Origin of the sequence: Fusobacterium ulcerans (genome assembly GCF_003019675.1) — a bacterium.
Lineage (GTDB): Bacteria > Fusobacteriota > Fusobacteriia > Fusobacteriales > Fusobacteriaceae > Fusobacterium_A > Fusobacterium_A ulcerans.
Map to the genome: position 1 here is coordinate 335382 of NZ_CP028105.1, position 19703 is coordinate 355084.

22 protein-coding genes are annotated in these 19703 nt (G+C 30.0%); 13 read left to right on the forward strand and 9 right to left on the reverse strand.

Annotated features, from left to right (window positions below; translation table 11 throughout):
- Positions 1–91: 91 nt before the first annotated feature.
- Together nagA and recA are read right to left on the reverse strand one after the other, a co-directional pair.
- Positions 92–1237 (reverse strand): N-acetylglucosamine-6-phosphate deacetylase, encoded by a 1146-nt coding sequence (gene nagA / locus C4N20_RS01540; protein ID WP_005981584.1) that lies wholly within the window; start codon positions 1235–1237, stop codon positions 92–94.
- 193 nt (positions 1238–1430) lie between these two features.
- Positions 1431–2552, reverse strand: coding sequence for a recombinase RecA (recA, locus tag C4N20_RS01545; RefSeq protein WP_005981580.1), 1122 nt, complete (start codon positions 2550–2552; stop codon positions 1431–1433).
- A 130-nt stretch (positions 2553–2682) separates the two neighbouring features.
- Between recA and C4N20_RS01550 the strand changes: the two genes are divergently transcribed.
- The 6 genes from C4N20_RS01550 (at position 2683) to C4N20_RS01575 (ending at position 7573) form a co-directional block, all read left to right on the forward strand.
- Entirely contained in the window at positions 2683–4092 is a 1410-nt protein-coding gene (locus C4N20_RS01550; RefSeq protein ID WP_005981579.1) for a BglG family transcription antiterminator, read from the forward strand.
- Positions 4093–4110: 18 nt separating this feature from the next.
- Complete coding sequence (locus tag C4N20_RS01555; RefSeq protein WP_005981577.1) at positions 4111–4485, forward strand: hypothetical protein; 375 nt, start codon at positions 4111–4113, stop codon at positions 4483–4485.
- Positions 4486–4625: 140 nt separating this feature from the next.
- A complete protein-coding gene (locus C4N20_RS01560) occupies positions 4626–5276 on the forward strand; it encodes a YczE/YyaS/YitT family protein (RefSeq protein ID WP_005981576.1) in 651 nt (216 codons plus the stop codon).
- 67 nt (positions 5277–5343) lie between these two features.
- A complete protein-coding gene (gene galE / locus C4N20_RS01565; RefSeq protein WP_005981574.1) occupies positions 5344–6321 on the forward strand; it encodes a UDP-glucose 4-epimerase GalE in 978 nt (325 codons plus the stop codon).
- A gap of 1 nt (position 6322) precedes the next feature.
- Positions 6323–6649 (forward strand): hypothetical protein, encoded by a 327-nt coding sequence (locus C4N20_RS01570; protein WP_005981572.1) that lies wholly within the window; start codon positions 6323–6325, stop codon positions 6647–6649.
- 99 nt (positions 6650–6748) lie between these two features.
- Positions 6749–7573, forward strand: a complete 825-nt coding sequence (locus C4N20_RS01575) for an EFR1 family ferrodoxin (protein WP_005981569.1) — start codon at positions 6749–6751, stop codon at positions 7571–7573.
- Between the two features lie 44 nt (positions 7574–7617).
- Here C4N20_RS01575 and C4N20_RS01580 read toward each other — a convergent pair whose 3' ends face one another.
- The 7 genes from C4N20_RS01580 to C4N20_RS01610 all read right to left on the reverse strand — a co-directional run bounded on the left by C4N20_RS01580 (position 7618) and on the right by C4N20_RS01610 (position 14540).
- A complete protein-coding gene (locus C4N20_RS01580; protein ID WP_005981567.1) occupies positions 7618–8289 on the reverse strand; it encodes a murein L,D-transpeptidase catalytic domain family protein in 672 nt (223 codons plus the stop codon).
- A gap of 16 nt (positions 8290–8305) precedes the next feature.
- Complete coding sequence (locus C4N20_RS01585) at positions 8306–8509, reverse strand: hypothetical protein (RefSeq protein WP_005981565.1); 204 nt, start codon at positions 8507–8509, stop codon at positions 8306–8308.
- Between the two features lie 49 nt (positions 8510–8558).
- Positions 8559–8909 (reverse strand): hypothetical protein, encoded by a 351-nt coding sequence (locus C4N20_RS01590; RefSeq protein ID WP_005981563.1) that lies wholly within the window; start codon positions 8907–8909, stop codon positions 8559–8561.
- 287 nt (positions 8910–9196) lie between these two features.
- Positions 9197–10048 carry an ankyrin repeat domain-containing protein gene (locus C4N20_RS01595; RefSeq protein ID WP_005981561.1) on the reverse strand — a complete coding sequence of 284 codons (852 nt, stop codon included), beginning with the start codon at positions 10046–10048 and terminating at the stop codon, positions 9197–9199.
- A 16-nt stretch (positions 10049–10064) separates the two neighbouring features.
- Positions 10065–11882 carry a translational GTPase TypA gene (typA, locus tag C4N20_RS01600; protein WP_005981559.1) on the reverse strand — a complete coding sequence of 606 codons (1818 nt, stop codon included), beginning with the start codon at positions 11880–11882 and terminating at the stop codon, positions 10065–10067.
- Between the two features lie 22 nt (positions 11883–11904).
- Complete coding sequence (gene truB, locus C4N20_RS01605) at positions 11905–12765, reverse strand: tRNA pseudouridine(55) synthase TruB (RefSeq protein ID WP_005981556.1); 861 nt, start codon at positions 12763–12765, stop codon at positions 11905–11907.
- A gap of 80 nt (positions 12766–12845) precedes the next feature.
- Positions 12846–14540, reverse strand: coding sequence for a putative glycoside hydrolase (locus C4N20_RS01610; protein ID WP_005981553.1), 1695 nt, complete (start codon positions 14538–14540; stop codon positions 12846–12848).
- 160 nt (positions 14541–14700) lie between these two features.
- Between C4N20_RS01610 and C4N20_RS01615 the strand changes: the two genes are divergently transcribed.
- From C4N20_RS01615 to C4N20_RS16780, 7 genes are all read left to right on the forward strand, one after another.
- A complete protein-coding gene (locus C4N20_RS01615; protein ID WP_005981551.1) occupies positions 14701–15819 on the forward strand; it encodes an aminotransferase class I/II-fold pyridoxal phosphate-dependent enzyme in 1119 nt (372 codons plus the stop codon).
- Positions 15797–16390, forward strand: coding sequence for a pimeloyl-ACP methyl esterase BioG family protein (locus tag C4N20_RS01620; protein ID WP_005981549.1), 594 nt, complete (start codon positions 15797–15799; stop codon positions 16388–16390). Before C4N20_RS01615 ends, C4N20_RS01620 begins: the two co-directional genes overlap by 23 nt.
- Position 16391: 1 nt before the next feature.
- The gene (locus tag C4N20_RS01625; RefSeq protein ID WP_005981547.1) at positions 16392–17060 is read left to right on the forward strand and encodes a methyltransferase domain-containing protein; all 669 of its coding nucleotides are present in this window, start codon (positions 16392–16394) and stop codon (positions 17058–17060) included.
- Between the two features lie 77 nt (positions 17061–17137).
- A complete protein-coding gene (locus tag C4N20_RS01630; protein WP_005981545.1) occupies positions 17138–17647 on the forward strand; it encodes a GNAT family N-acetyltransferase in 510 nt (169 codons plus the stop codon).
- 75 nt (positions 17648–17722) lie between these two features.
- Positions 17723–18499, forward strand: coding sequence for a nitroreductase family protein (locus tag C4N20_RS01635; protein ID WP_005981543.1), 777 nt, complete (start codon positions 17723–17725; stop codon positions 18497–18499).
- A 93-nt stretch (positions 18500–18592) separates the two neighbouring features.
- Positions 18593–19474 carry a hypothetical protein gene (locus tag C4N20_RS01640; RefSeq protein WP_005981541.1) on the forward strand — a complete coding sequence of 294 codons (882 nt, stop codon included), beginning with the start codon at positions 18593–18595 and terminating at the stop codon, positions 19472–19474.
- Between the two features lie 100 nt (positions 19475–19574).
- Positions 19575–19697, forward strand: a complete 123-nt coding sequence (locus C4N20_RS16780; RefSeq protein ID WP_256390329.1) for a hypothetical protein — start codon at positions 19575–19577, stop codon at positions 19695–19697.
- Positions 19698–19703: the final 6 nt, after the last annotated feature.

Genomic DNA, 19703 nt, shown 5'->3' on the forward strand with positions numbered 1-19703 from the left:
AGAACTTTTTTTGTCACCAAAATCAAAACCAGGTTCTTTTCAAGAATAGATCATCAAAATGAATTGTATTTTTATATTATTTTTTATTTTTTTAAGCTTGATATTTTAATTTGCCCTTTACAAAAGTCATATCAACAGAATAATCGTCATTTAATACAACAAGGTCTGCATCTTTTCCTTCTGATATCTCTCCAGTATTAAGTCCAAATTCTTTAGCTGCATTTGTACTTGTCATTTTAACTGCATCAAAGATACTGTATCCTAATTCAATAACATTTTTAAATGCTTTATCTAAAGTAAGTACACTTCCAGCCAGTGAATCATTACCTACAAGTCTTGCCTGACTGTCTTTTACATAAACATCAAGTTCTCCAAGTTTATAATTTCCATCAGGAAGTCCAGTTGCACTCATAGCATCTGTAATACATTCTACTTTATCTACACCTTTTGCTTTTAACAAAAGTCTTACTGCTTCTGGATGTACATGTATTTTATCAAATATAATTTCTGCCATTACAGCATCATTAGTTAATACTGCCCCTACTACTCCAGGTTCTCTGTGAGTAAATCCTCTCATTCCGTTATATGTATGTGTTGAGTGACTTAATCCAGCTTTTATAGCTTTCTGCACATCATCAAAATTTACAGCTGAATGTCCTACTGATACCACTACACCATTTTCTTTTAAAAATTTGATTGCTTCAAGTGTAGTTTCATCTTTAGGTGATAATGAAAATAATTTTACAAGTCCCGGTTTTACACTTAAATATTCTTTTATTTCTTCTATACCAGCTGGCTTCATATATTTTTCATTTTGAGCACCTTTATATTGTATATCAAAATAAGGTCCTTCCATATGAGCTCCAAATATATTTGCTCCGTCTAATTCTTTATCTTGTACTTCTGCTACTTTCTCCAAAACATTTTTCAATATTTCTTTTGTACTTGTAAGAGTTGTAGCTAGAAAATTAGTAGTTCCATGTTTCACTACAAATGATGAAATAGTTTTTAATGCTTCCACAGTACCATCCATAGCGTCTGCTCCATATGCCCCGTGGATATGTGCATCAATAAATCCAGGTACTACATATTTTCCTTTTAAATCTATTCCATTTTCATATAATGGATTTTCTTTTTCTGTTATTTTTTTTATTTTACCATCTATTATTAATAAATCTCCTGAAACAATTCTATTTGCCAAAACAAATTTCCCATTTTTTAAAAGTATTTTTTCCATATACCTCATCTCCTCTTGGGGTTTTGAATTTTAAAAACATAATTTTTATCTTATAATAATATTTTATTACATTTTCTACTTTTTCTCAACCATTTTTTTATTCTTGCCCAAAGAGAAACTTCAGCATATAAATAATTTCCTCTGCCAGATTTAAATATCTTCATAAAACAGCTCCTATCTTTATCTGTAAAAATTATATGTCCTCTTCAATAATTCCTTCATTTTCTCCATCAAAATCCAATCCGTCACTTTCATCAGATTCAGTACTTTCTGTAGGCTTCTTTTTAGAAGGTTTATTACCTAATTCGCCTTTTTCAATTATTTCAAGTACTTTTTTCTCTATCTGTTCAAATAATTCCGGTTCTGCTTCAAGTCTTGCTTTCACATTCTCTTTACCCTGTCCCAGTCTTATATCTCCAAAACTGAACCAAGCTCCTGATTTTGCAACTATATCATTGCTCAAAGCTATTTCCATTATCTCTCCTACTCTAGTTATTCCTCTTCCATACATTATCTGGAATGAAGCTTCTTTAAATGGAGGTGCTACCTTATTTTTAGTAACTTTTACAACAGTTTCATTTCCTATTACTTCATCACCTTGCTTTACAGAACCTATTCTTTTTACTTCCAATCTTACTGATGAATAGAATTTTAAAGCTTTTCCTCCAGTAGTTGTAGTTTGAGGTCCAAATCCAAATCCACCTATTTTATCTCTGATCTGATTTATAAATACCATTGTTGTTTTTGATTTATTTAACGATGCAGTAAGTTTTCTCAAAGCTTTTGACATAAGCCTTGCTTGAAGTCCCATCTGCTGATCTCCCATTTCTCCATCTATTTCTACTTTTGGTACAAGAGCAGCTACCGAATCCACTACTATAATATCTACAGCGTTTGATCTTACAAGCATATCTGCTATTTCAAGAGCCTGTTCTCCATAGTCTGGCTGAGATATTAACAGTTCATCTACATCTACTCCTAAAGCTTTGGCATACACAGGATCCAAAGCATGTTCAGCATCTATAAATGCTGCTATACCTCCAGCCTTTTGTGCCTCTGCCACTATATGAAGAGCTATTGTTGTTTTCCCTGAACTTTCAGCTCCATATACTTCAATTACTCTTCCTCTAGGAACCCCCCCTACACCTAGTGCCATATTAAGATTCAAGCTCCCAGTTGAAATAACTTCTACATGCATACTTAGATTATCTCCAAGTTTCATTATAGATCCATCTCCAAACTCTTTTGATATTTGTTTTATAGCCAGATCTAATGCTTTTTCCTTACTTACTTCTTCATTTTTTTTAGCTGCCATTATAACCACCTCTTTTTTTAACTATATATATTTATGTATAGATACTACCATATTTTTTTCCTTTTGTCACTTAATTTTCATAATTTTTTCCTATAATAAAATATAATATAAAAACTAGAGGAGTGTTCTAATGATTTTAACAAAACGTTCTCTTAAAATTATTAACTTATTCCTCACTGGGAATAAGTTTACAATTGATGAACTTGCAGATTTTTTTTCCATAACAAATAGGACTGTAGCAAACAACATAAAAACAATTAAATCTTTTTTAGAAAGCAATGATTTAAATTCTTTAGTAGAAAACAATGGTGTTTACTACATTAAAAACAAGGATTTTAGATTGATATCTCATCTTATTTCCAAAGAAGTTATCACTGTAGAAGAGAGAAAAGAGTATATTATCTTAAAACTACTTACAGATAACCTTATAACATTAAATCCAATAGCTGAAGAACTTGGAATAACAAGAAGAGCTCTCAACTATGATATGATAGATATAAAAGAATTTTTTTTACAAAAAGATATTGGACTCATTCCAGTAGCTGGAAAAGGGGTTACTTTAGTTGGAAAAGAAGCTGACATGAGGCAGCTTCTTAGTCAGTTTATAGAAAAGCTGTTGATAAAAAAAGGAAATATTAATAAAATATTTCAAAAATTCTTAAAGGTGTTTAATGAAAATTGCAGTATATCCTTAATAGATAGGATGCTCATGGAGGTTACAAGAGATATAAATATTACTCTGCCTCCAGAAAGTTTCTATTACGTTATAGGCATCATACTATCTGGAAAATTAAGGAAAAATTTCAAGGATGATTCTTTAAAAGTAGAAAATAATTCCCATTCTCCAAAATATCAGAATCTTAAAGAAAAACTATTAAACAATATCCATATACCTATTGAAGATTATGAAACTGACCAGATCATATCTGTTTTTCTTGATTCAGACATTGAAACTTATAAAGGAGAGTATAAGTTAAAACCAAAGATTGAAGAATTTCTTTCTATTTTAAAAGAAAAATTAAATATTAATTTTACTATTGATGAGAATTTTTTGATGATACTTTCATATTCATTTACCCTTTCTAATTATAAGGCTGAATTTAATATAAGTCAGCATCAAAAGAAAATCTCTCATGTACCTGAATCATGTGAAGATATTTTTGAAGTTGTAGATGAATTTACTAAAAAAGTATTTAGGCAGTTTCATACTGATGATCTTCTTTTCATCACTTTACTGCTAAAAAATCATATTTTGAAATCTGATGATTCTAAAACAAGCAGAAAAAGTATTTTGATAATAGATAATTCCATAAAACATTTTTTAGGAAAACTTGTCTCGAAATATCTTAAAAACTTTTATAAGATAAATAACATAACTATAATCTCTAGTTATGAACTGGATTGTTTTTTCTCATCTAATATCAAACCAGATTTGATTCTAACTCTTGACAATGGTAAAATAAATACTAATATTCCTATAATCAAGCTTGATTTTGCAGAACTATGGCCTAACCTGAATTTTTTAGAATACTACTTTTAATTCTTTGGAGGTACATTTATGAAAAAACAGCTTATAGGATTAATGCTGGTTATGTCTTCTTTTGCTTTTGCTGGAGGAGATAATACATTTGATTTATTAGAAGAAAAAATGGAATTGAAACATTCTTATATCACTGATGGTACACATAAATTAAAAATTGATGATATTGATATAGGAGTAGTTAATGGAACACCCTTTGTCGTTATAGAAACTGACAGTCTTTTCACTGATAGAGCCTGGAAAGAATTTAATAAAAAAGCTTATAACGATGTGGCTAAAGATATAGCAGATGAAATAAGAGCTGCTTTAAATACAGATGCTGAAGTAAATATTTCACTTATTTTAGATAAAGAATTTGGAAAAGACAAAGTTCTTTCAGAAGCTCAATATTAAAATATATTAAATATACATTCAACTATAAGAACATATCAAAAATAAATTTTGATATGTTCTTTTTCTTTTGATATAGTTGATATTTTATGCTATAATCAAAAATTAGGGAATATACTTTATTTTAATAAGTGAGGGAAAGAATGAATTTGAATATGGTCAAGAAATATGCACTTTGGATTTTTTCAATTTTTGTAAATGCGTTTGGTAATTTTTTATTAATCAAAGGCGATATTGGAAGCGGCCCTTGGGTTGCTGCAAGTATAGGAATGTCAAAAGTTTTTCTTCTTCAGATAGGTATATGTACCATTATTCTCAATTTTTTAGTTTTTATACCTATTATCTTTATAAGTAAAAAATTTGAAATTTTCAAACTTGCTGGTTCTTTTTTTGTAGCATATATATTTGGAAAATTTCTTGATTTCTTTTTAAATGTATTTTCATGGGTGCATCCTGAGCATATAATTTCTAAAATACTTTTTTTCATAATTGGAAATCTTGTACTCAGCTGTGGAATATCTGTCTATCTCAGACTTAACATAGCTATGAATCCTTTTGACCAGTTTTTAAAAACTGTCAATGACTATCTCATTCCTGATATGAAAAAAGCAAATTATGTATATCTGGGTGTTCCATTTGTTATAGCTCTTCTTTTTGGAGCTTACAATAAATCTCTTCAAGGTATTGGAATAGGAACAGTGATTATGCTTTTTTTTAATGGAAGTTTCATAAAAATGTTCAATAAAAAAGTGTCTATCCCTGACAATATTTTGACCCCTAGAAAATATATCTAAATTTACCATTCAAACTTACTTTTTTTAATGTTATAATATGTTGATACTAGTTTATTAGGAGGTCCTTATGAAAAATATTTTAGTTACAGGAGGGGCTGGATACATAGGAAGTCATGCTGCGGCTGAACTTCTTGATTCTGGTTATTCTGTTGTTGTCATAGATAGTTTGGAAAATGGTTTTATGAAGCTTGTAGATAAAAGAGCAAAATTCTATCATGGAAATGTTCAGGATAGTAATATGATGGATAAAATATTTACTGAAAACAAAATAGATGCTGTTATGCACTTTGCAGGATATATAAAAGTTCCTGAAAGCGTTGTAGAACCCAATAAATATTATATGAACAATACTTATACTGTTATGTGTCTGTTGGAATCAATGAGAAAAAATAATATTAAAAATATAGTTTTTTCTTCTACAGCAGCTGTTTATGGAGATGTAAAAGAACCTGAACCTGTAGATGAAAACCACTCAAAAGATCCTATCAATCCTTATGGAATGAGTAAACTTATGTCTGAAAGAATTATTATGGATTGTGCTGAAGCTTATGGATTAAATTATTCTATATTCAGATATTTTAACGTAGGTGGAGCTCATGAAAAGCATGATATAGGTCAGATGGGTGAAGGAATCACTGCACTTATCCCACTTATATTAAAAGCTGCTAAAGGAACTATTCCTAAGCTCTCTATCTATGGAAATGATTTTGATACTAAAGATGGAACTGGAGTGAGAGATTACATTCATGTTGTAGATTTAGTAAGAGCTCATATACTTTCCCTCAAAAAATTAGATGAAAATGTAAGCGGTATATATAATCTTGGAAATGGCAGTGGTTTTACAGTTCTTGAAATGCTTAATGCTGCAAGAGAGGTAACTAAAATAGATATCCCAGCAGAAATTACATCAAGAAGACCTGGAGATCCTCCTTGTGTTATAGCTTCAAGTGAAAAAGCTATAGCTGAACTTGGATGGAAACCTTATTATACTGATGTAAAAGATATTATAAGAACTGCATGGGAATGGAATTTAAAGGTGAATTAATATGAAACCAAAATTAACTACAAAACTCTATTATCAATATGTTGGGAATGTCCCATGGCTGAAAAATGAAGTGTTGAATGGAAAATATGATGCTTTAAAATATCTATTAGCTGTGGAGGAAAAAAGTAAAAGTAATTTTTTTATAAATATATACAAAGATCCAGATGATGATAATATTAGATATGTTTCTTTCTTCATCACAGATAAATTTCTCAGTGTATTTTCTGTAAAAAAATCTCTTGGAGAATTTGTTATATTTAGCAAAGAAAATTTTGTTAAGCTTTTTAATTTTTTAAAAGAAACTACAGTTGAAAATATAGAAGAATAATATAGAAGTACCTCTGTATCTTTCAAGATACATGAGGTATTTTTTTATAAAATATGTTATCATATTTATAGGAATTATTTATGTAAAAGGAGGAATAACATGAAGATAAAAAAAGTATGGGCAGTATATTTTAGTGCAACTGGAACTACAAAAAAAATAGTTACAAAAATAGCATCCACTATGGCTGAGAAAATGAATGCTGAGTTTAAGATTTTTGATTTTACTCTTTTAAATGCAAGAAAAGACATTCTTTCCTTTGAAAAAGATGATTGTGTAGTTTTAGGAACACCAGTATATGCTGGACGTGTTCCTAACCTCCTTTTAAAATATTTAGCTGCTATTCAGGGAAATGGAGCTCTTGCTGTTCCTATTGTCTTATTTGGAAATAGAAACTATGATGACGCTCTGATTGAACTTAGAGATATTCTGGAAAAAAATAACTTCCATACTGTTGGAGCAGGAGCATTTGTTGGAGAACATTCATTTTCAAATATACTTGCTAAAAACAGACCAGATGAAAAAGATATACTTATAGCTGAAAATTTAGGTGAAAAAGTCTTTGAAAAATTATCAAATTCAGCATTTTATCCTGATTCTCCTATTGAAGTAACTGGGGGTCCTTATCCTTATCGAGGTTATTATCAGCCTCTCGATAAAGAAAATAACCCTATTGATATGAGGAAGGTTAAACCTCTCACAAATAATAACTGCACTGATTGTAAAATATGTGTGTCTGCCTGTCCTTTAGGTTCCATTGAGTACGATGATGTATCTAAGGTTACTGGTATATGTATGAAATGTGGAGCCTGTATAAAGAAATGTCCTGTACATGCAAAATATTATACTGATGAAAGTTTTCTTTTTCATAAACATGATTTAGAAGAAAAATTTACAAGAAGAGCTGAACCTGAAATATTCATATAACAAAAAACCTCTAAACTAAATCAATAGTCTAGAGGTTTTATTTTTTAAAGATTTAAACTTACATATCTTTCTTTAGTTAATTTTAATTTGTCTGCATAAACATATATGATGCTTCTTCCTTTAATAGCATCAATTATCTCATGATTCATATCCACAGGGACTGCAAAACATCCAAAGCTTCTTCCCAGCCTTCCAGATGTTTTTATCATTTCAGGATTAGCATAATCAGCACCATGTACCACTATATTTCTTTTCATAGCGTTATCATTTATTCCTTTTTCTAATCCTGCAAGTCTTAATGAGTATCCATTACTTCCCTTATATGGTGCCTCTGTCATATAAAATCCTAAAGAACTCTTATTAGATTCTGCTACATTGGAAAAATTTTCTGCATATAGATCTCCAGTATTTTTCCCATGAGATACATAGGATTTAAAAAGAATTTCTTTATTTTCTAAATCTAAAACATACATTCTTTCTTCTGTTGAAGGTCGAGAAAAATCCACGATTGTAAGAATGTTTTTCTCTTTCTTATCAATCTTATTAAATCCTTCTACACCCTGTACAAAAACATCATATCTTATAAGTCCGTTTAATTTCATCTCATTATATAGCTCTTTTGCATGAAATTGTGTACAAGCAGTTCCATTTGCAAAAACTGCTACTGATAAAAATAACCCCATGATTAATGCTATCGACTTTTTTCTTAAATCCATCCCCTTTTACTCCTTATTAACTAAATCTTTTCACTAAAAGTTCCGCTATTTTAAAAACTATAAATAAGGCAATAGCACAATATGATATCAATAATAGAGTAGCTCCAAATCTATTGTCATACTCATATTCATCCTCAATTTCCTTATTTGTCTCATCATCTATTTTACTATTCATTAATTCTAATTCTTCCAATTCTATTTTCTCTTTTACACTTAACATTTTTATTCCTCCATTTTTTATAATTGTTATTTAAAAATGAAAGAATATATCAGATTCGCAATACTCTTTCTCGATACCGAGAAAGTATGGTGTATAAAGGTTTCTTATACTGTTTATTCTCAATTTTTTCATGAGTGATTATTTTTTCTTCTTGAATGTTGCTTTCTATTAAGATTTCTGGTAGGAAATCTTTCCATACAGCTACATCTGTGTTATTGTTGTCTGTTAAATTTGCAGAGACATAATTTTGAATTGGTTGTTTTTCATGTAAAAGAATTAGATTTTCTTGTGTGCTTCTCACTATCAAAGGAGGGCTAGTGGTCTTTATATTTAAAGTTGAGGTAAAAAACAAAAAGACAAATGCCATAAAATAATACACAATCCCTGTTTTTATCTTCATTTTAAATACCACCTCCTTTTATGTAAATAGTCTTTGTTAATTTATATTTTACTATTTTATTTAAAGAATTTCCACTTTTTTTTGACAAATTTTAATATATTCTATATTTTTGAAAATTTCACAATATAATATATGAGTATTTTTATAGCTTTAAAGATACAATAAGTCTCAATTTTTATTATTTTTTTTAATAAAAATAGTAACTTTTTTATTATTAAGCATATACAAAAAAGAGAATGACACATAAGCAGAGGTTTTCTCTAAACTTTTAGTCATTCTCTTGTTAATTATCTTATTCCTTTTGAATTTAAAAATTTTATCATAGATTCATTTCTATTATCTTTTGCTATTGATAAAGCACTATCTCCATAGGACATATAATTCGGATTCACTCCCATTTCCAGAAGTTTTTCTATTACAGAAATATAGTTGTGGGATACTGCTCTCAGATAAACTTCTCCTAAGATATTCTCTCCATTTTTATTTTCTGCATTCAAATTATAATTGGTATGGTCTAATAATTTTAATAGAATCTTTTCATCTTGAGCATAGTATATTGGAAAATTTCCTTTTAAATCCTGTTTATTAAAATCTCCTCCACTATTTTTCATAGCATCTATAAGGGAAGTATCCTTCCCAACTGCTGCTCTAAATACTGGTGTCCAGCCACTTTCTTCCACAGCATTTACATCTGCTCCATGCTCAGTGATATATTTACTATAACTTAAAGGTTTGTTTTCTATGAAATAACTTAATAAAGTTTTTTCACTACTATTCTTTTTATTTATATCTGATCCTGCTTTTACCATTTGTTCCAAAGCATTTAGACTCCTTACATAAAATATAGGGGTCTTTCCCTCTTCAAAAGTTTCTTCTAAATCTACCCCTCTTACAAGGAGCATATCTAAAACCTTTTGACTGTCATTTTCCAATGCCACTATTAAAAGACTTTTTCCATCCTTATTTTTGTATGCAACTGGAAAATCTGATGCAAAAAAATTATTTAAAAGCATTGTATTATCAGTTTCCACAGCATTCAGCACCTCTTCTGATGTAGGTACATGAATATTTTTGTTTCCAAAACTGCTGCAACTAATAATTGTGATAGATATTATGAAAAGTGTCAGTAGTTTTTTCATATTTTACCTCTCTTAATTAATCTTCGTTTCTCTTCTCAAATTTTCTTCTTTCTCCCTCTTTAAGGACTTTCTTTCTCAATCTGATATTTGTTGGAGTTACTTCAACTAATTCATCTTCTGCTATATAATCAAGAGCCTGCTCTAAACTGAATCTTCTAGGAGTAGCTAATTTAACTGCATCATCAGTTCCTGCCGCTCTCATATTAGTAAGTTTTTTAGTTTTGCAAACATTTACTACAAGATCGTTTTCTCTGTTATGTTCTCCAACTATCATTCCTTCATACACAGGAACACCTGGATCAAGGAAAAGTATTCCTCTGTCTTGAATATTATTAAGAGCATATGGAACTGTTACTCCTGGCTCAGTTGCTATAAGAACACCTTTAGTTCTCATAGGGATTTCTCCTTTATGAGGTTCGAAGCTAAAGAATGAATGATTGATTATTCCAGTTCCTTTAGTATCTGTAAGGAATTCATTTCTAAATCCTATAAGTCCTCTTGCTGGTACTTTAAACTCTAAACGAGTATACCCATCAGCACCAGGAACCATAGATACCATTTCCCCTTTTCTGCTTCCTATTTTTTCTATAACTACACCTGTATAACATTCATCAACATCAATAAGAGCCATTTCAATAGGTTCCATTTTTTGTCCATTTTCTTCTTTCATAAGAACTCTTGGCTTTGAAACCTGTATTTCAAATCCTTCTCTTCTCATATTTTCAAGAAGTATAGAAAGTTGAAGTTCTCCTCTTCCTTTTACAACGAAAGCATCTGGAGCGTCAGTTGCTTCTACTCTCATACTTACATTTGTTTGAAGTTCTTTTTGCAGTCTTTCCCATATATGTCTAGAAGTTACAAATTTTCCTTCTTTTCCAGCAAACGGCGAATCATTTACCATGAATGTCATTGCAAGAGTTGGCTCATCTATATCGATAAGTGGTAAAGCTACTGGATCATTTACATCAGCAAATGTTTCTCCAATATCGATATTATCTATACCAGCTATACAAACTATATCTCCAGCTTGGGCTTCTTGAACCTCAGTTCTTTTCAATCCTTCATATCCATAAAGAACTGAAATTTTACCCTTAACCATTTTTCCATCTCTTTTTATTAACATAACTTCCTGATTTCTTCTTACAATTCCGTTATGTATTCTTCCTACAGCTAATTTTCCAACATAGTTGTCGTAAGCTATATTAGTAATAAGGAACTGCATTGGTTTTTCAGGATCTCCCTCTGGATCATCAACGTGATCAAGAATAGTTTCAAATAATGGAGTCATATCATCACTTACATCAGTAAGTTCTTTTTTAGCAAATCCACCTTTTCCAGAAGCATATACTACTGGGAAATCTAATTGAAGATCATTTGCATTTAATTCTATGAAAAGATCGTAAACCATGTACAATACCTCTTCTGGTCTTGCATTTGGTTTATCTACTTTATTAACTACAACTATTGGTCTATGTCCTTGCTCCAATGCTTTTTTCAAAACATATTTAGTCTGAGGCATAGGTCCTTCAAAAGCGTCAACTAATAGTACAACTGATTCAACCATTTTCATGATTCTTTGTACCTCTCCTCCAAAGTCAGCATGGCCTGGAGTATCAACTATATTAATTTTATAGTCCTTATACTGTACAGATGCATTTTTAGAGAAAATAGTTATTCCTCTTTCTTTTTCAATGTCATTTGAGTCCATTACTCTTTCTTCTACTTTTTCAAGTTCGTGGCTCCCAAATACTCCTGCCTGTCTTAAAAGACAGTCTACTAGTGTTGTTTTTCCGTGGTCAACATGGGCAATTATTGCTATGTTTTTGATTTTCATTCTTCAACCTTCCTTACGGGAATTAAAAATATTTATATCCCTTTAATAAATTATTACTTACATTACATAATCCTAAAAATTTTCCAGCATCATCATATATCCTATATCTACCATCAGCAGCTGTGAATCTTACTGTATTACCATTGAGGAAAAGAACCATATTCTTTTCTCCTTCCAATGTTATTTTAGGATATTTAAAGAAATCTTCTACACTGCATAAAAAATCTAGCTTTTCTTCAAGAGACATAGCTTCTATCTCTTCCAGTGTATAAGAATTTTTGATACTTGAACTTCCCACTTTTTCTCTCACTAAAGATGTCATTGTAGCAAGAGTTCCTAAAGCTTTTCCTATATCATCTATCAATGAACGGATATATGTTCCTTTTGAAACATCACATCTGATTTTTCCTTTTACTCCATCAAATTCTATGATATCTATAGACTTTATCTCTATTAATCTGGCTTTTCTTTCAATTTCTATTCCCTGTCTTGCCAATTCATAAAGTTTTTTTCCATCTACCTTTAAAGCTGAATACATAGGTGGTATCTGTTCTATTTCTCCAATGAAATTTTTCAATACCTCTTGAAGTTTATCCAAAGTAATATCATTGACTTCTCTTTTTTCTATTACCTGCCCCTCTGTATCATAGGTATCTGTTCTATATCCAAGTTCAAATCCTGCTGTATAAGTCTTTTCATATCCCTCTATATCCTGAACCATTTTTGTTGCTTTGCCTATACATACGACTAAAACACCTTGGGCTAAAGGATCTAAAGTTCCTGTATGACCTATTTTTCTTTCATGCAGAATTCTTCTCAATTTTCTTACGACATCAAAAGAAGTTATTCCGCTAGGTTTATTCACATTAATTATACCTTCCAAAATATCAACTCCTACACAGAACTATCCTTTATTATAACATATCTTATTCAATATTCAAACACTTTTATTAATTTTTCTATTTATGGCTTTTTCACTTCCTCAGTTTTCTTTACCTCAGTTGCTTTTTTAGTTGCCTCTTTTTCTTTTACAGGCTCTGCTTTTTTATCTGAAGGTGGATTTTTTTCTATTCTGTATCTATTTGTAGGACTCCATAAAATATATTCATTTATTCCTAAATCTTTTAGAGCTTTTACCTGTAATTCTATTTGCTCAGGTCCATAAGTTATATATCCCTTTACCCATCTAGCAGTAAAAGCCTGTATCCATGGTCTAATCATAGCTGGTGTATCTATATTGGCATTTCTGTTCATTGAATCCTGAGTTGAACGATATACAGTTTTATATGGTTCAGCATCTGGAACAGGAAGTCCATAAACTCCTTTTCCATAGTGGCTTGGATATATCATTGGACAGATATAATCAACCACATTACTTACAGACTCCCAGTGCTGTCCAAGAGCCATATCATCTGGAAGGCTTCCCACCTGACCATATACATCAGCTGCAATATATACTCCTAAAGGTTCTAATTCTTTTCTTGCATACTGAAGATATTTTTGTATAGTTTCAGGTTTTGATTCTTTGTTAGGATTTCTGTAATCAAGGTCTTTGTCAAGCTTTCCACCATTGGAAGCTGGAAATCTTACATAATCAAACTGTATTTCATCGAATCCTGCAAGAGCAGCTTCTTTAGCTACTGCTATATTGTATTCCCATAGATATCTGTCATGAGGAGATACCCATATAACTCCGTCGCTATTTGTAAAAGGTTTCCCAGTAGATTTAGTAATAATAGCTTTATCTGGATTAGCTTTTGCATAAGTAGGATCCTTAAAAGATACTACTCTTGCTATAGTATAAATATTATTATCTTTCATTTTTTTCATAAATTTATCAATATCTTTTATTGGAGATCTTCTGTTAGCATTTGGATTATATTTTTCTCCTGCTTTCATTTTAAATAAAAGTGTTCCATCATCCTCTTTTACATCTATTACAAAAGCATTAATCTTAGTTCTCTTAGATAGAGCTATAAGATCATCTACTCTTTTTGTCAATGAAGCTGAACTGCTTGTTACATATATTCCCCTTACTTCTCTTCTTTTATTCTCAGGATAATTTTTTTTCTCTATTGGAGAAAAATCAAGATTCTTCCATTCCTTAGGAAGAGTCGCCCCAAGACTGTCTACCAACTGCTTGCTTTTTATCCAACCAGTTCTCTTCTCTCTATTTTTTTGATATGATATTTTTTCCCAATTTTCAACAGTAGTAGTTTTTTGAACCTCTGTTTTCCCATCTGGTTTTTTTACAGTTTTTTCTTTTACTATTTCAACTTTTTTCTCCTCAATAACTTCTAATCTTGTTCCTATTTTTAAATTATCTTCTGCTTTAGGCGTTATTTTGGCTTCTTTAAAAACTCTTATATTCCCCTTGGCATATTTATATTTGTCATTTATTATTTCAGAAGTTTTTTCTTGAACATCATCATCTTTTACTGTTGATGTTTCTTCTATTTTTTCTGTTTCTTCTGTTGTTTTTTTATCATCTTCCAGTTTTTGCTCTAATACTGCTTTTTCTTCTGGCAATGATTGCTCTCCCAAAGACATACCTTTAGTAATGTCCACTGTTGCAACCAGAAATACTATATAACAAAATATTGAAAATAGTACCTTTCTGATAAACCATACCTGTTGCTTCGTTCTCTTATGTTTCACTTAAATCCCTCCAAATATTTCACGTAATCGCTCTTATTATTTTATACCATTTAGGAAAATTTATCTATATTGAAATTTTATTCATTCTATTTTGTGAATTGAAATATTGCTTTTTTAGTGCTATGATTGTATATACTTTAAATAAAGATGGTGAATTTTAATGAAAAAAGAAATTTTAATAAAAGAACTTTGTGATCTTAAATCTACTAACAATTTTAGAAAATTAAAGGAATGTGATAATTCCCTTATAAACCTTTCATCTAATGATTATTTAGGAATTGCAAATGATAAAGATCTATTAAATGAATTTTACTCTAAATACACCCCAAAACTTTCTTCAAGTTCTTCCAGACTAATAGATGGTTCATATTCTGAGGTTATGCAGTTGGAAAAAGAGCTTGAAAATATTTATAAAAATTCAGCTATATTATTTAATTCTGGGTTTGATGCTAATTCCTCTATAATAGAAACTTTTTATAATAAAAAATCATTAATACTCACTGACAGATTAAATCATGCCAGTATTTATGATGGTATTCTTAATAGTGAAGCTGTTTTTATGAGATATAAACACTTGGATATGGAAAATCTTGAAAAACTTCTTATAAAATACAGAGACAGCTATGATGATATTCTTGTAGTGTCAGAAACAGTCTACAGTATGGATGGAGATATGGCTGATCTTGAAAAACTTATTCAATTAAAAAAAATATATAACTTTGATCTTATGATAGATGAAGCTCACTCTTATGGAGTTTATGGTTATGGAATAGCTAAAGAACTTGATATTGTTAATGAGATTGACTTCCTTGTGATTCCCTTAGGAAAAGGTGGAGGCTCTGTAGGAGCATATGTTATCTGCTCTCAATTATCAAAAGATTACATAATTAATAAAAGTAGAAAATTTATATACAGCACTGCTCTTCCACCTGTTAATCATATGTGGAATCTTTTTATATTGAAAAAAATTCCAGACTTTAAAGATAAAATGAAAAAACTTCAGGAAATAAAAGAATATACTTTCGCTCTTTTGAAAGAAAATCATATAGAAACTATATCTTCAACTCATATAATCAGTATAATAATAGGGGACAACTCAAAAATTATAAAAATATCTGACAATATGAGAAAAAAAGGATTTCTGCTTTATGGAGTGAAAGAACCCACAGTTCCCAAAGGAACAGCCAGATTTAGAATAGGCTTGAATCCTTCTCTTTCAAAAGAAGATATCTCAAGATTTGTAAAGGAGTTAAAATATGAAATTGATACTATTTTTTAACGGTTGGGGAATGGATGAAAATATTATTTCTCACATAGAAGTTCCTGCTGAATATATTTTAAAAGTATTAAATTTTCCATATAACCTTGATGATAATATTTTTCAGCAATATGATCAAGTTATTCCTATTGGTTGGTCTTTTGGAAGTTATTATCTTGCTAAATATCTAACAGAAAAAAATATAAAGTGTAAAAAAATAATCTCATTAAATGGTTCTCCAGAAATGATTGGAAAAAATGGAATTTCTCAAGGAGTGTTTGATCTTACTCTTAATACTCTTACTCCTGATACTTTGCAGAAGTTCTATGGAAATATGGGTATTGACAGTACCTTTTCTCCAGCAGAAAAAGTTTTTCAGGATATAAAAGATGAATTGCAATATTTTAAAGATAATTATGTCCCACAAAAAAATGTATTTACTCATGCTTTTATTGGAGAAAAGGATAAAATAATTCCTGCCTCAAGACAAAAAAAATATTTTGAAGCTAATGGAACTATCATTACTGAAATACCTTGTGGACATTATCCATTTTCTATAATAAAAAACTGGGATATTTTGATTGGAGAATAACATGACTTTTGACAAAAATTTTAGTACTTATGATAAAAATGCAATAGTTCAAAAAAAAGCAGCTGCTAATTTAGCTGAATATATAAAAAATGATATTTCTCTATCTAAAAATATGAACAAAGTCATTGAACTGGGGTGTGGAACTGGAATATTTACAAGGGAATTTCTTTCTAGGAATACCCCTGCTTCTCTCATTCTTAATGATTTTTTTGATGTAAGGGAATATCTATCAAACTTAGATTATGACGATTTTATCCAAGGGGATATTGAAAATATTCCTATTCCAAAAGCTGATATCATAATTTCAAGTTCAGCTTTTCAGTGGGTAACTTCTTTCAAAAAATTGATAGATAATATTTCCAGCTCAAGTAATAATTTGGCTTTTTCTATTTACACAAAAGGAAATTTAAAAGAGATAAATGATCACTTTAATATCTCATTAAATTATTTAGAAAACAGTGAAATTAATAAGATATTAAAAGAAAAATTCAAAAATATAAACTTCAAGAAAGAAACGATAATTCTTAAATTCAACAGTCCTTTAGAAGCATTAAGACATTTGAAAAATACTGGTGTTACAGGATTTCAAAAGACAAGTATAAGCAAAATACGCTCTTTTACTTCCTGCACTCTGACTTATGAAATAAGTTATTTTATCTGCAAAGCTTAGCTGTTTAAAAAGTCTGCTGGCTATTTATAGTAGTCTTATATATTTTTAGAATAATGTATATACAGGGAGAGATACAAATGAATCTAAAACTAATAAAAATGAATGAAATATATAAAGAGCAGCTAAACAATATGATGGAAGAATGGTATGCTGCTGGAGAAAAAATTGTTCCATATGCAATTGTCAAAACAGATTATCATGATTTTACAAATTATGTAATTAATTTAGAATCACCAATTGGGATTGCTGGATTTGTTCCAACTTCCACTTTCTTTTGTTTAGATATTGACAGAAATATACTCGTTGGAGCAATAAATATCAGACACTGCTTAAATCAAAATCTTTTGCTCAATGGAGGACATATTGGAGATGGAGTTCGCCCCTCAGAAAGAAGAAAAGGAATAGCTACAAAAATGATCAGTTTGGCACTTGAAGAATGCAAAAAACTTGGAATACATAAAGTATTGATGGTTTGTGATAAAAAAAATATAGGTTCAGCCAAAAGTATTATTAATAATGGTGGAGTTTTAGAAAACGAGATCATTGTTAATGGAATTGTTGAACAACGTTACTGGATAGAAAATTAAATAAGAAAATATTTTAATTCTTAAAAATACATAGTATACTATTTTTAAGAATATTCTTATCTCGGGAGGTATTTTATGAATTGTTTAGATCTTATCATGAAAAGAAAATCAGTAAGAGTGTATGAGGAAAAAGAAATTCCGATAGAAGTAAAAGATAAAATATTAGCAGCAACTTTTCAAGCTCCCACTGCTGGTAATATGATGATGTATTCTATTATTGAAATAGATGATCAGTCTATTAAAGATAAGCTTGTGAAAACTTGCGACAATCAAGGAATGATTGGAAAAGCTCCTCTTCTCCTTTTATTTCTAGCTGATTTTCAAAGATGGATGGATTACATAGAAGCCTCTGGAGTAAAAGATTTTAATAAAGAAAATAACTTTGAAGAATATATTCCAAAGGAAGGGGATATGTTCCTTGCCATCAATGATGCTCTGATAGCTGCTCAAACCGCTGTCCTTGCTACTGAAGATCTTGGACTTGGAAGCTGCTATATTGGTGATATCATGGAAAATTTTGAAATACACAAAGAACTTTTTAATCTTCCTAAATATACTCTGCCTATTACTATGTTGTGTATTGGGTATCCTACTGAGCAACAGAAGAACAGAACAATGAGAAGAAGATATTTTTCTAAAGATATGATTGTTCATAAAAATAGTTACAGAAAACCTTCTGTGGAAGAATTCAAAGCTATGGATAAGAAAATAGTTGAAAAAGACTCTCCTGTGTTCCTTCCAGGATGCCACAATCAAGCTATCCATATGTATAAAAGAAAAATAACTTCTGATTTTATGTCTGAAATGAATCGTTCAGTTAAAGCAATGATAGATTCTTGGATGGAAGATTAAAATTTAACTTTATTATATTAAAAAAGTATTCAAAATATCTGTAAAATATAGTATAATTTTAAGGTATTAAAACTTTAACAAGGGGGAAAATCTATGAAAAAAATTATTATTGCTGCTGCACTTATCATCAGCTGTGCAAGTTTTGCAGAAACACCTAAAAAGGAAAAACCAGTTCTTGAGTGGAGTGTACAGCCTCAATTAGGTATCATCAAAGGGGATTACTACAAAAATGAAAAAAGATTCCGTCAAGGACATCTTGGAACTTTAGAAGTTGTAAAAAAAGATGGAAAAATTGTTTTAGTTGAATTTAACGAAATGACTAGACCTAACTACTACAACCGTTACTTCCAAAACGTTTCAAAGCGTATGTCTTCTTACAACTTCAAAATGGGAGAAGCTAAAGGAGCTGCTTGGATTCAGGGAGTTTTAAAAGCTGAAAAACAAATGATGGATGAACAAAGATTAACTGGAGATTTTGATACAGTAGCAGGAGCTTCTAACAGTATTCAGCAATCTATGGTTCCATTAGCTGCTGAACTTGCTCCAGCAACTGAAAAACCTTCTAAAGCTAAATTCTACAGTATAGCTGAAGATCTTGGAAAAGGAATTACTGGAAGATTAAAAGTTGTTGTTGAAGATGGAAAAATCATTTCTTGCAGATATGATGAAATCTTTGCAGATTCTCCTGAAGATATCAAACTTCCTAGACAAAAACAATACTACAGACAATCAAAATATGAAAGTGTAGATTTCGATGAAGATTCTCGTATTGGATTCAATATTCAAATGGATGAACTTAATGATAAAGTTGTAGCTACTCAAAATATGCTTGATCTTACAGGGCTTCCTGCAACTGAAGAAACTGGAGATTATAAAAAATCAGGATTCACTATCCGTAATACTGCATGGGACAACTATTTAAAACTTGCAGAGAAACTTCAAACTGAAATGAAAAAGGATAAAGTTATCAAATAATAAAAATAATTTTTCAAAAAATCTTTTTTAAAAAAAGATTGACTTCAAAAATATGTTGTGATATTATTAGCTTATTAAAAAATAAAAAAGGAGGGTCATCATGTTAAAGGCATTAAAATTGAGGAACAGGAAATATACTACAAATGCATATTCTATCTTTTTTAATGAATCTGATAACATTATGGCTTATTCTAAAAAAGATGTTTTTTTGAGGCATAGGTAATAGTTT

What these genes read in the sequence shown, in the direction of transcription:
- C4N20_RS01555 (WP_005981577.1), top strand. Translation starts at nt 4,111, where the DNA reads ATGAAAAAACAGCTTATAGGATTAATGCTGGTTATGTCTTCTTTTGCT.
- typA (WP_005981559.1), bottom strand. Translation starts at nt 11,882, where the DNA reads ATGAAAATCAAAAACATAGCAATAATTGCCCATGTTGACCACGGAAAA.
- C4N20_RS16780 (WP_256390329.1), top strand. Translation starts at nt 19,575, where the DNA reads ATGTTAAAGGCATTAAAATTGAGGAACAGGAAATATACTACAAATGCA.
- C4N20_RS01580 (WP_005981567.1), bottom strand. Translation starts at nt 8,289, where the DNA reads ATGGATTTAAGAAAAAAGTCGATAGCATTAATCATGGGGTTATTTTTA.
- C4N20_RS01625 (WP_005981547.1), top strand. Translation starts at nt 16,392, where the DNA reads ATGACTTTTGACAAAAATTTTAGTACTTATGATAAAAATGCAATAGTT.
- C4N20_RS01585 (WP_005981565.1), bottom strand. Translation starts at nt 8,509, where the DNA reads ATGTTAAGTGTAAAAGAGAAAATAGAATTGGAAGAATTAGAATTAATG.
- C4N20_RS01620 (WP_005981549.1), top strand. Translation starts at nt 15,797, where the DNA reads ATGAAATTGATACTATTTTTTAACGGTTGGGGAATGGATGAAAATATT.
- C4N20_RS01570 (WP_005981572.1), top strand. Translation starts at nt 6,323, where the DNA reads ATGAAACCAAAATTAACTACAAAACTCTATTATCAATATGTTGGGAAT.
- nagA (WP_005981584.1), bottom strand. Translation starts at nt 1,237, where the DNA reads ATGGAAAAAATACTTTTAAAAAATGGGAAATTTGTTTTGGCAAATAGA.
- C4N20_RS01635 (WP_005981543.1), top strand. Translation starts at nt 17,723, where the DNA reads ATGAATTGTTTAGATCTTATCATGAAAAGAAAATCAGTAAGAGTGTAT.
- C4N20_RS01560 (WP_005981576.1), top strand. Translation starts at nt 4,626, where the DNA reads ATGAATTTGAATATGGTCAAGAAATATGCACTTTGGATTTTTTCAATT.
- C4N20_RS01550 (WP_005981579.1), top strand. Translation starts at nt 2,683, where the DNA reads ATGATTTTAACAAAACGTTCTCTTAAAATTATTAACTTATTCCTCACT.
- C4N20_RS01575 (WP_005981569.1), top strand. Translation starts at nt 6,749, where the DNA reads ATGAAGATAAAAAAAGTATGGGCAGTATATTTTAGTGCAACTGGAACT.
- C4N20_RS01590 (WP_005981563.1), bottom strand. Translation starts at nt 8,909, where the DNA reads ATGAAGATAAAAACAGGGATTGTGTATTATTTTATGGCATTTGTCTTT.
- C4N20_RS01595 (WP_005981561.1), bottom strand. Translation starts at nt 10,048, where the DNA reads ATGAAAAAACTACTGACACTTTTCATAATATCTATCACAATTATTAGT.
- recA (WP_005981580.1), bottom strand. Translation starts at nt 2,552, where the DNA reads ATGGCAGCTAAAAAAAATGAAGAAGTAAGTAAGGAAAAAGCATTAGAT.
- C4N20_RS01640 (WP_005981541.1), top strand. Translation starts at nt 18,593, where the DNA reads ATGAAAAAAATTATTATTGCTGCTGCACTTATCATCAGCTGTGCAAGT.
- C4N20_RS01630 (WP_005981545.1), top strand. Translation starts at nt 17,138, where the DNA reads ATGAATCTAAAACTAATAAAAATGAATGAAATATATAAAGAGCAGCTA.
- C4N20_RS01615 (WP_005981551.1), top strand. Translation starts at nt 14,701, where the DNA reads ATGAAAAAAGAAATTTTAATAAAAGAACTTTGTGATCTTAAATCTACT.
- galE (WP_005981574.1), top strand. Translation starts at nt 5,344, where the DNA reads ATGAAAAATATTTTAGTTACAGGAGGGGCTGGATACATAGGAAGTCAT.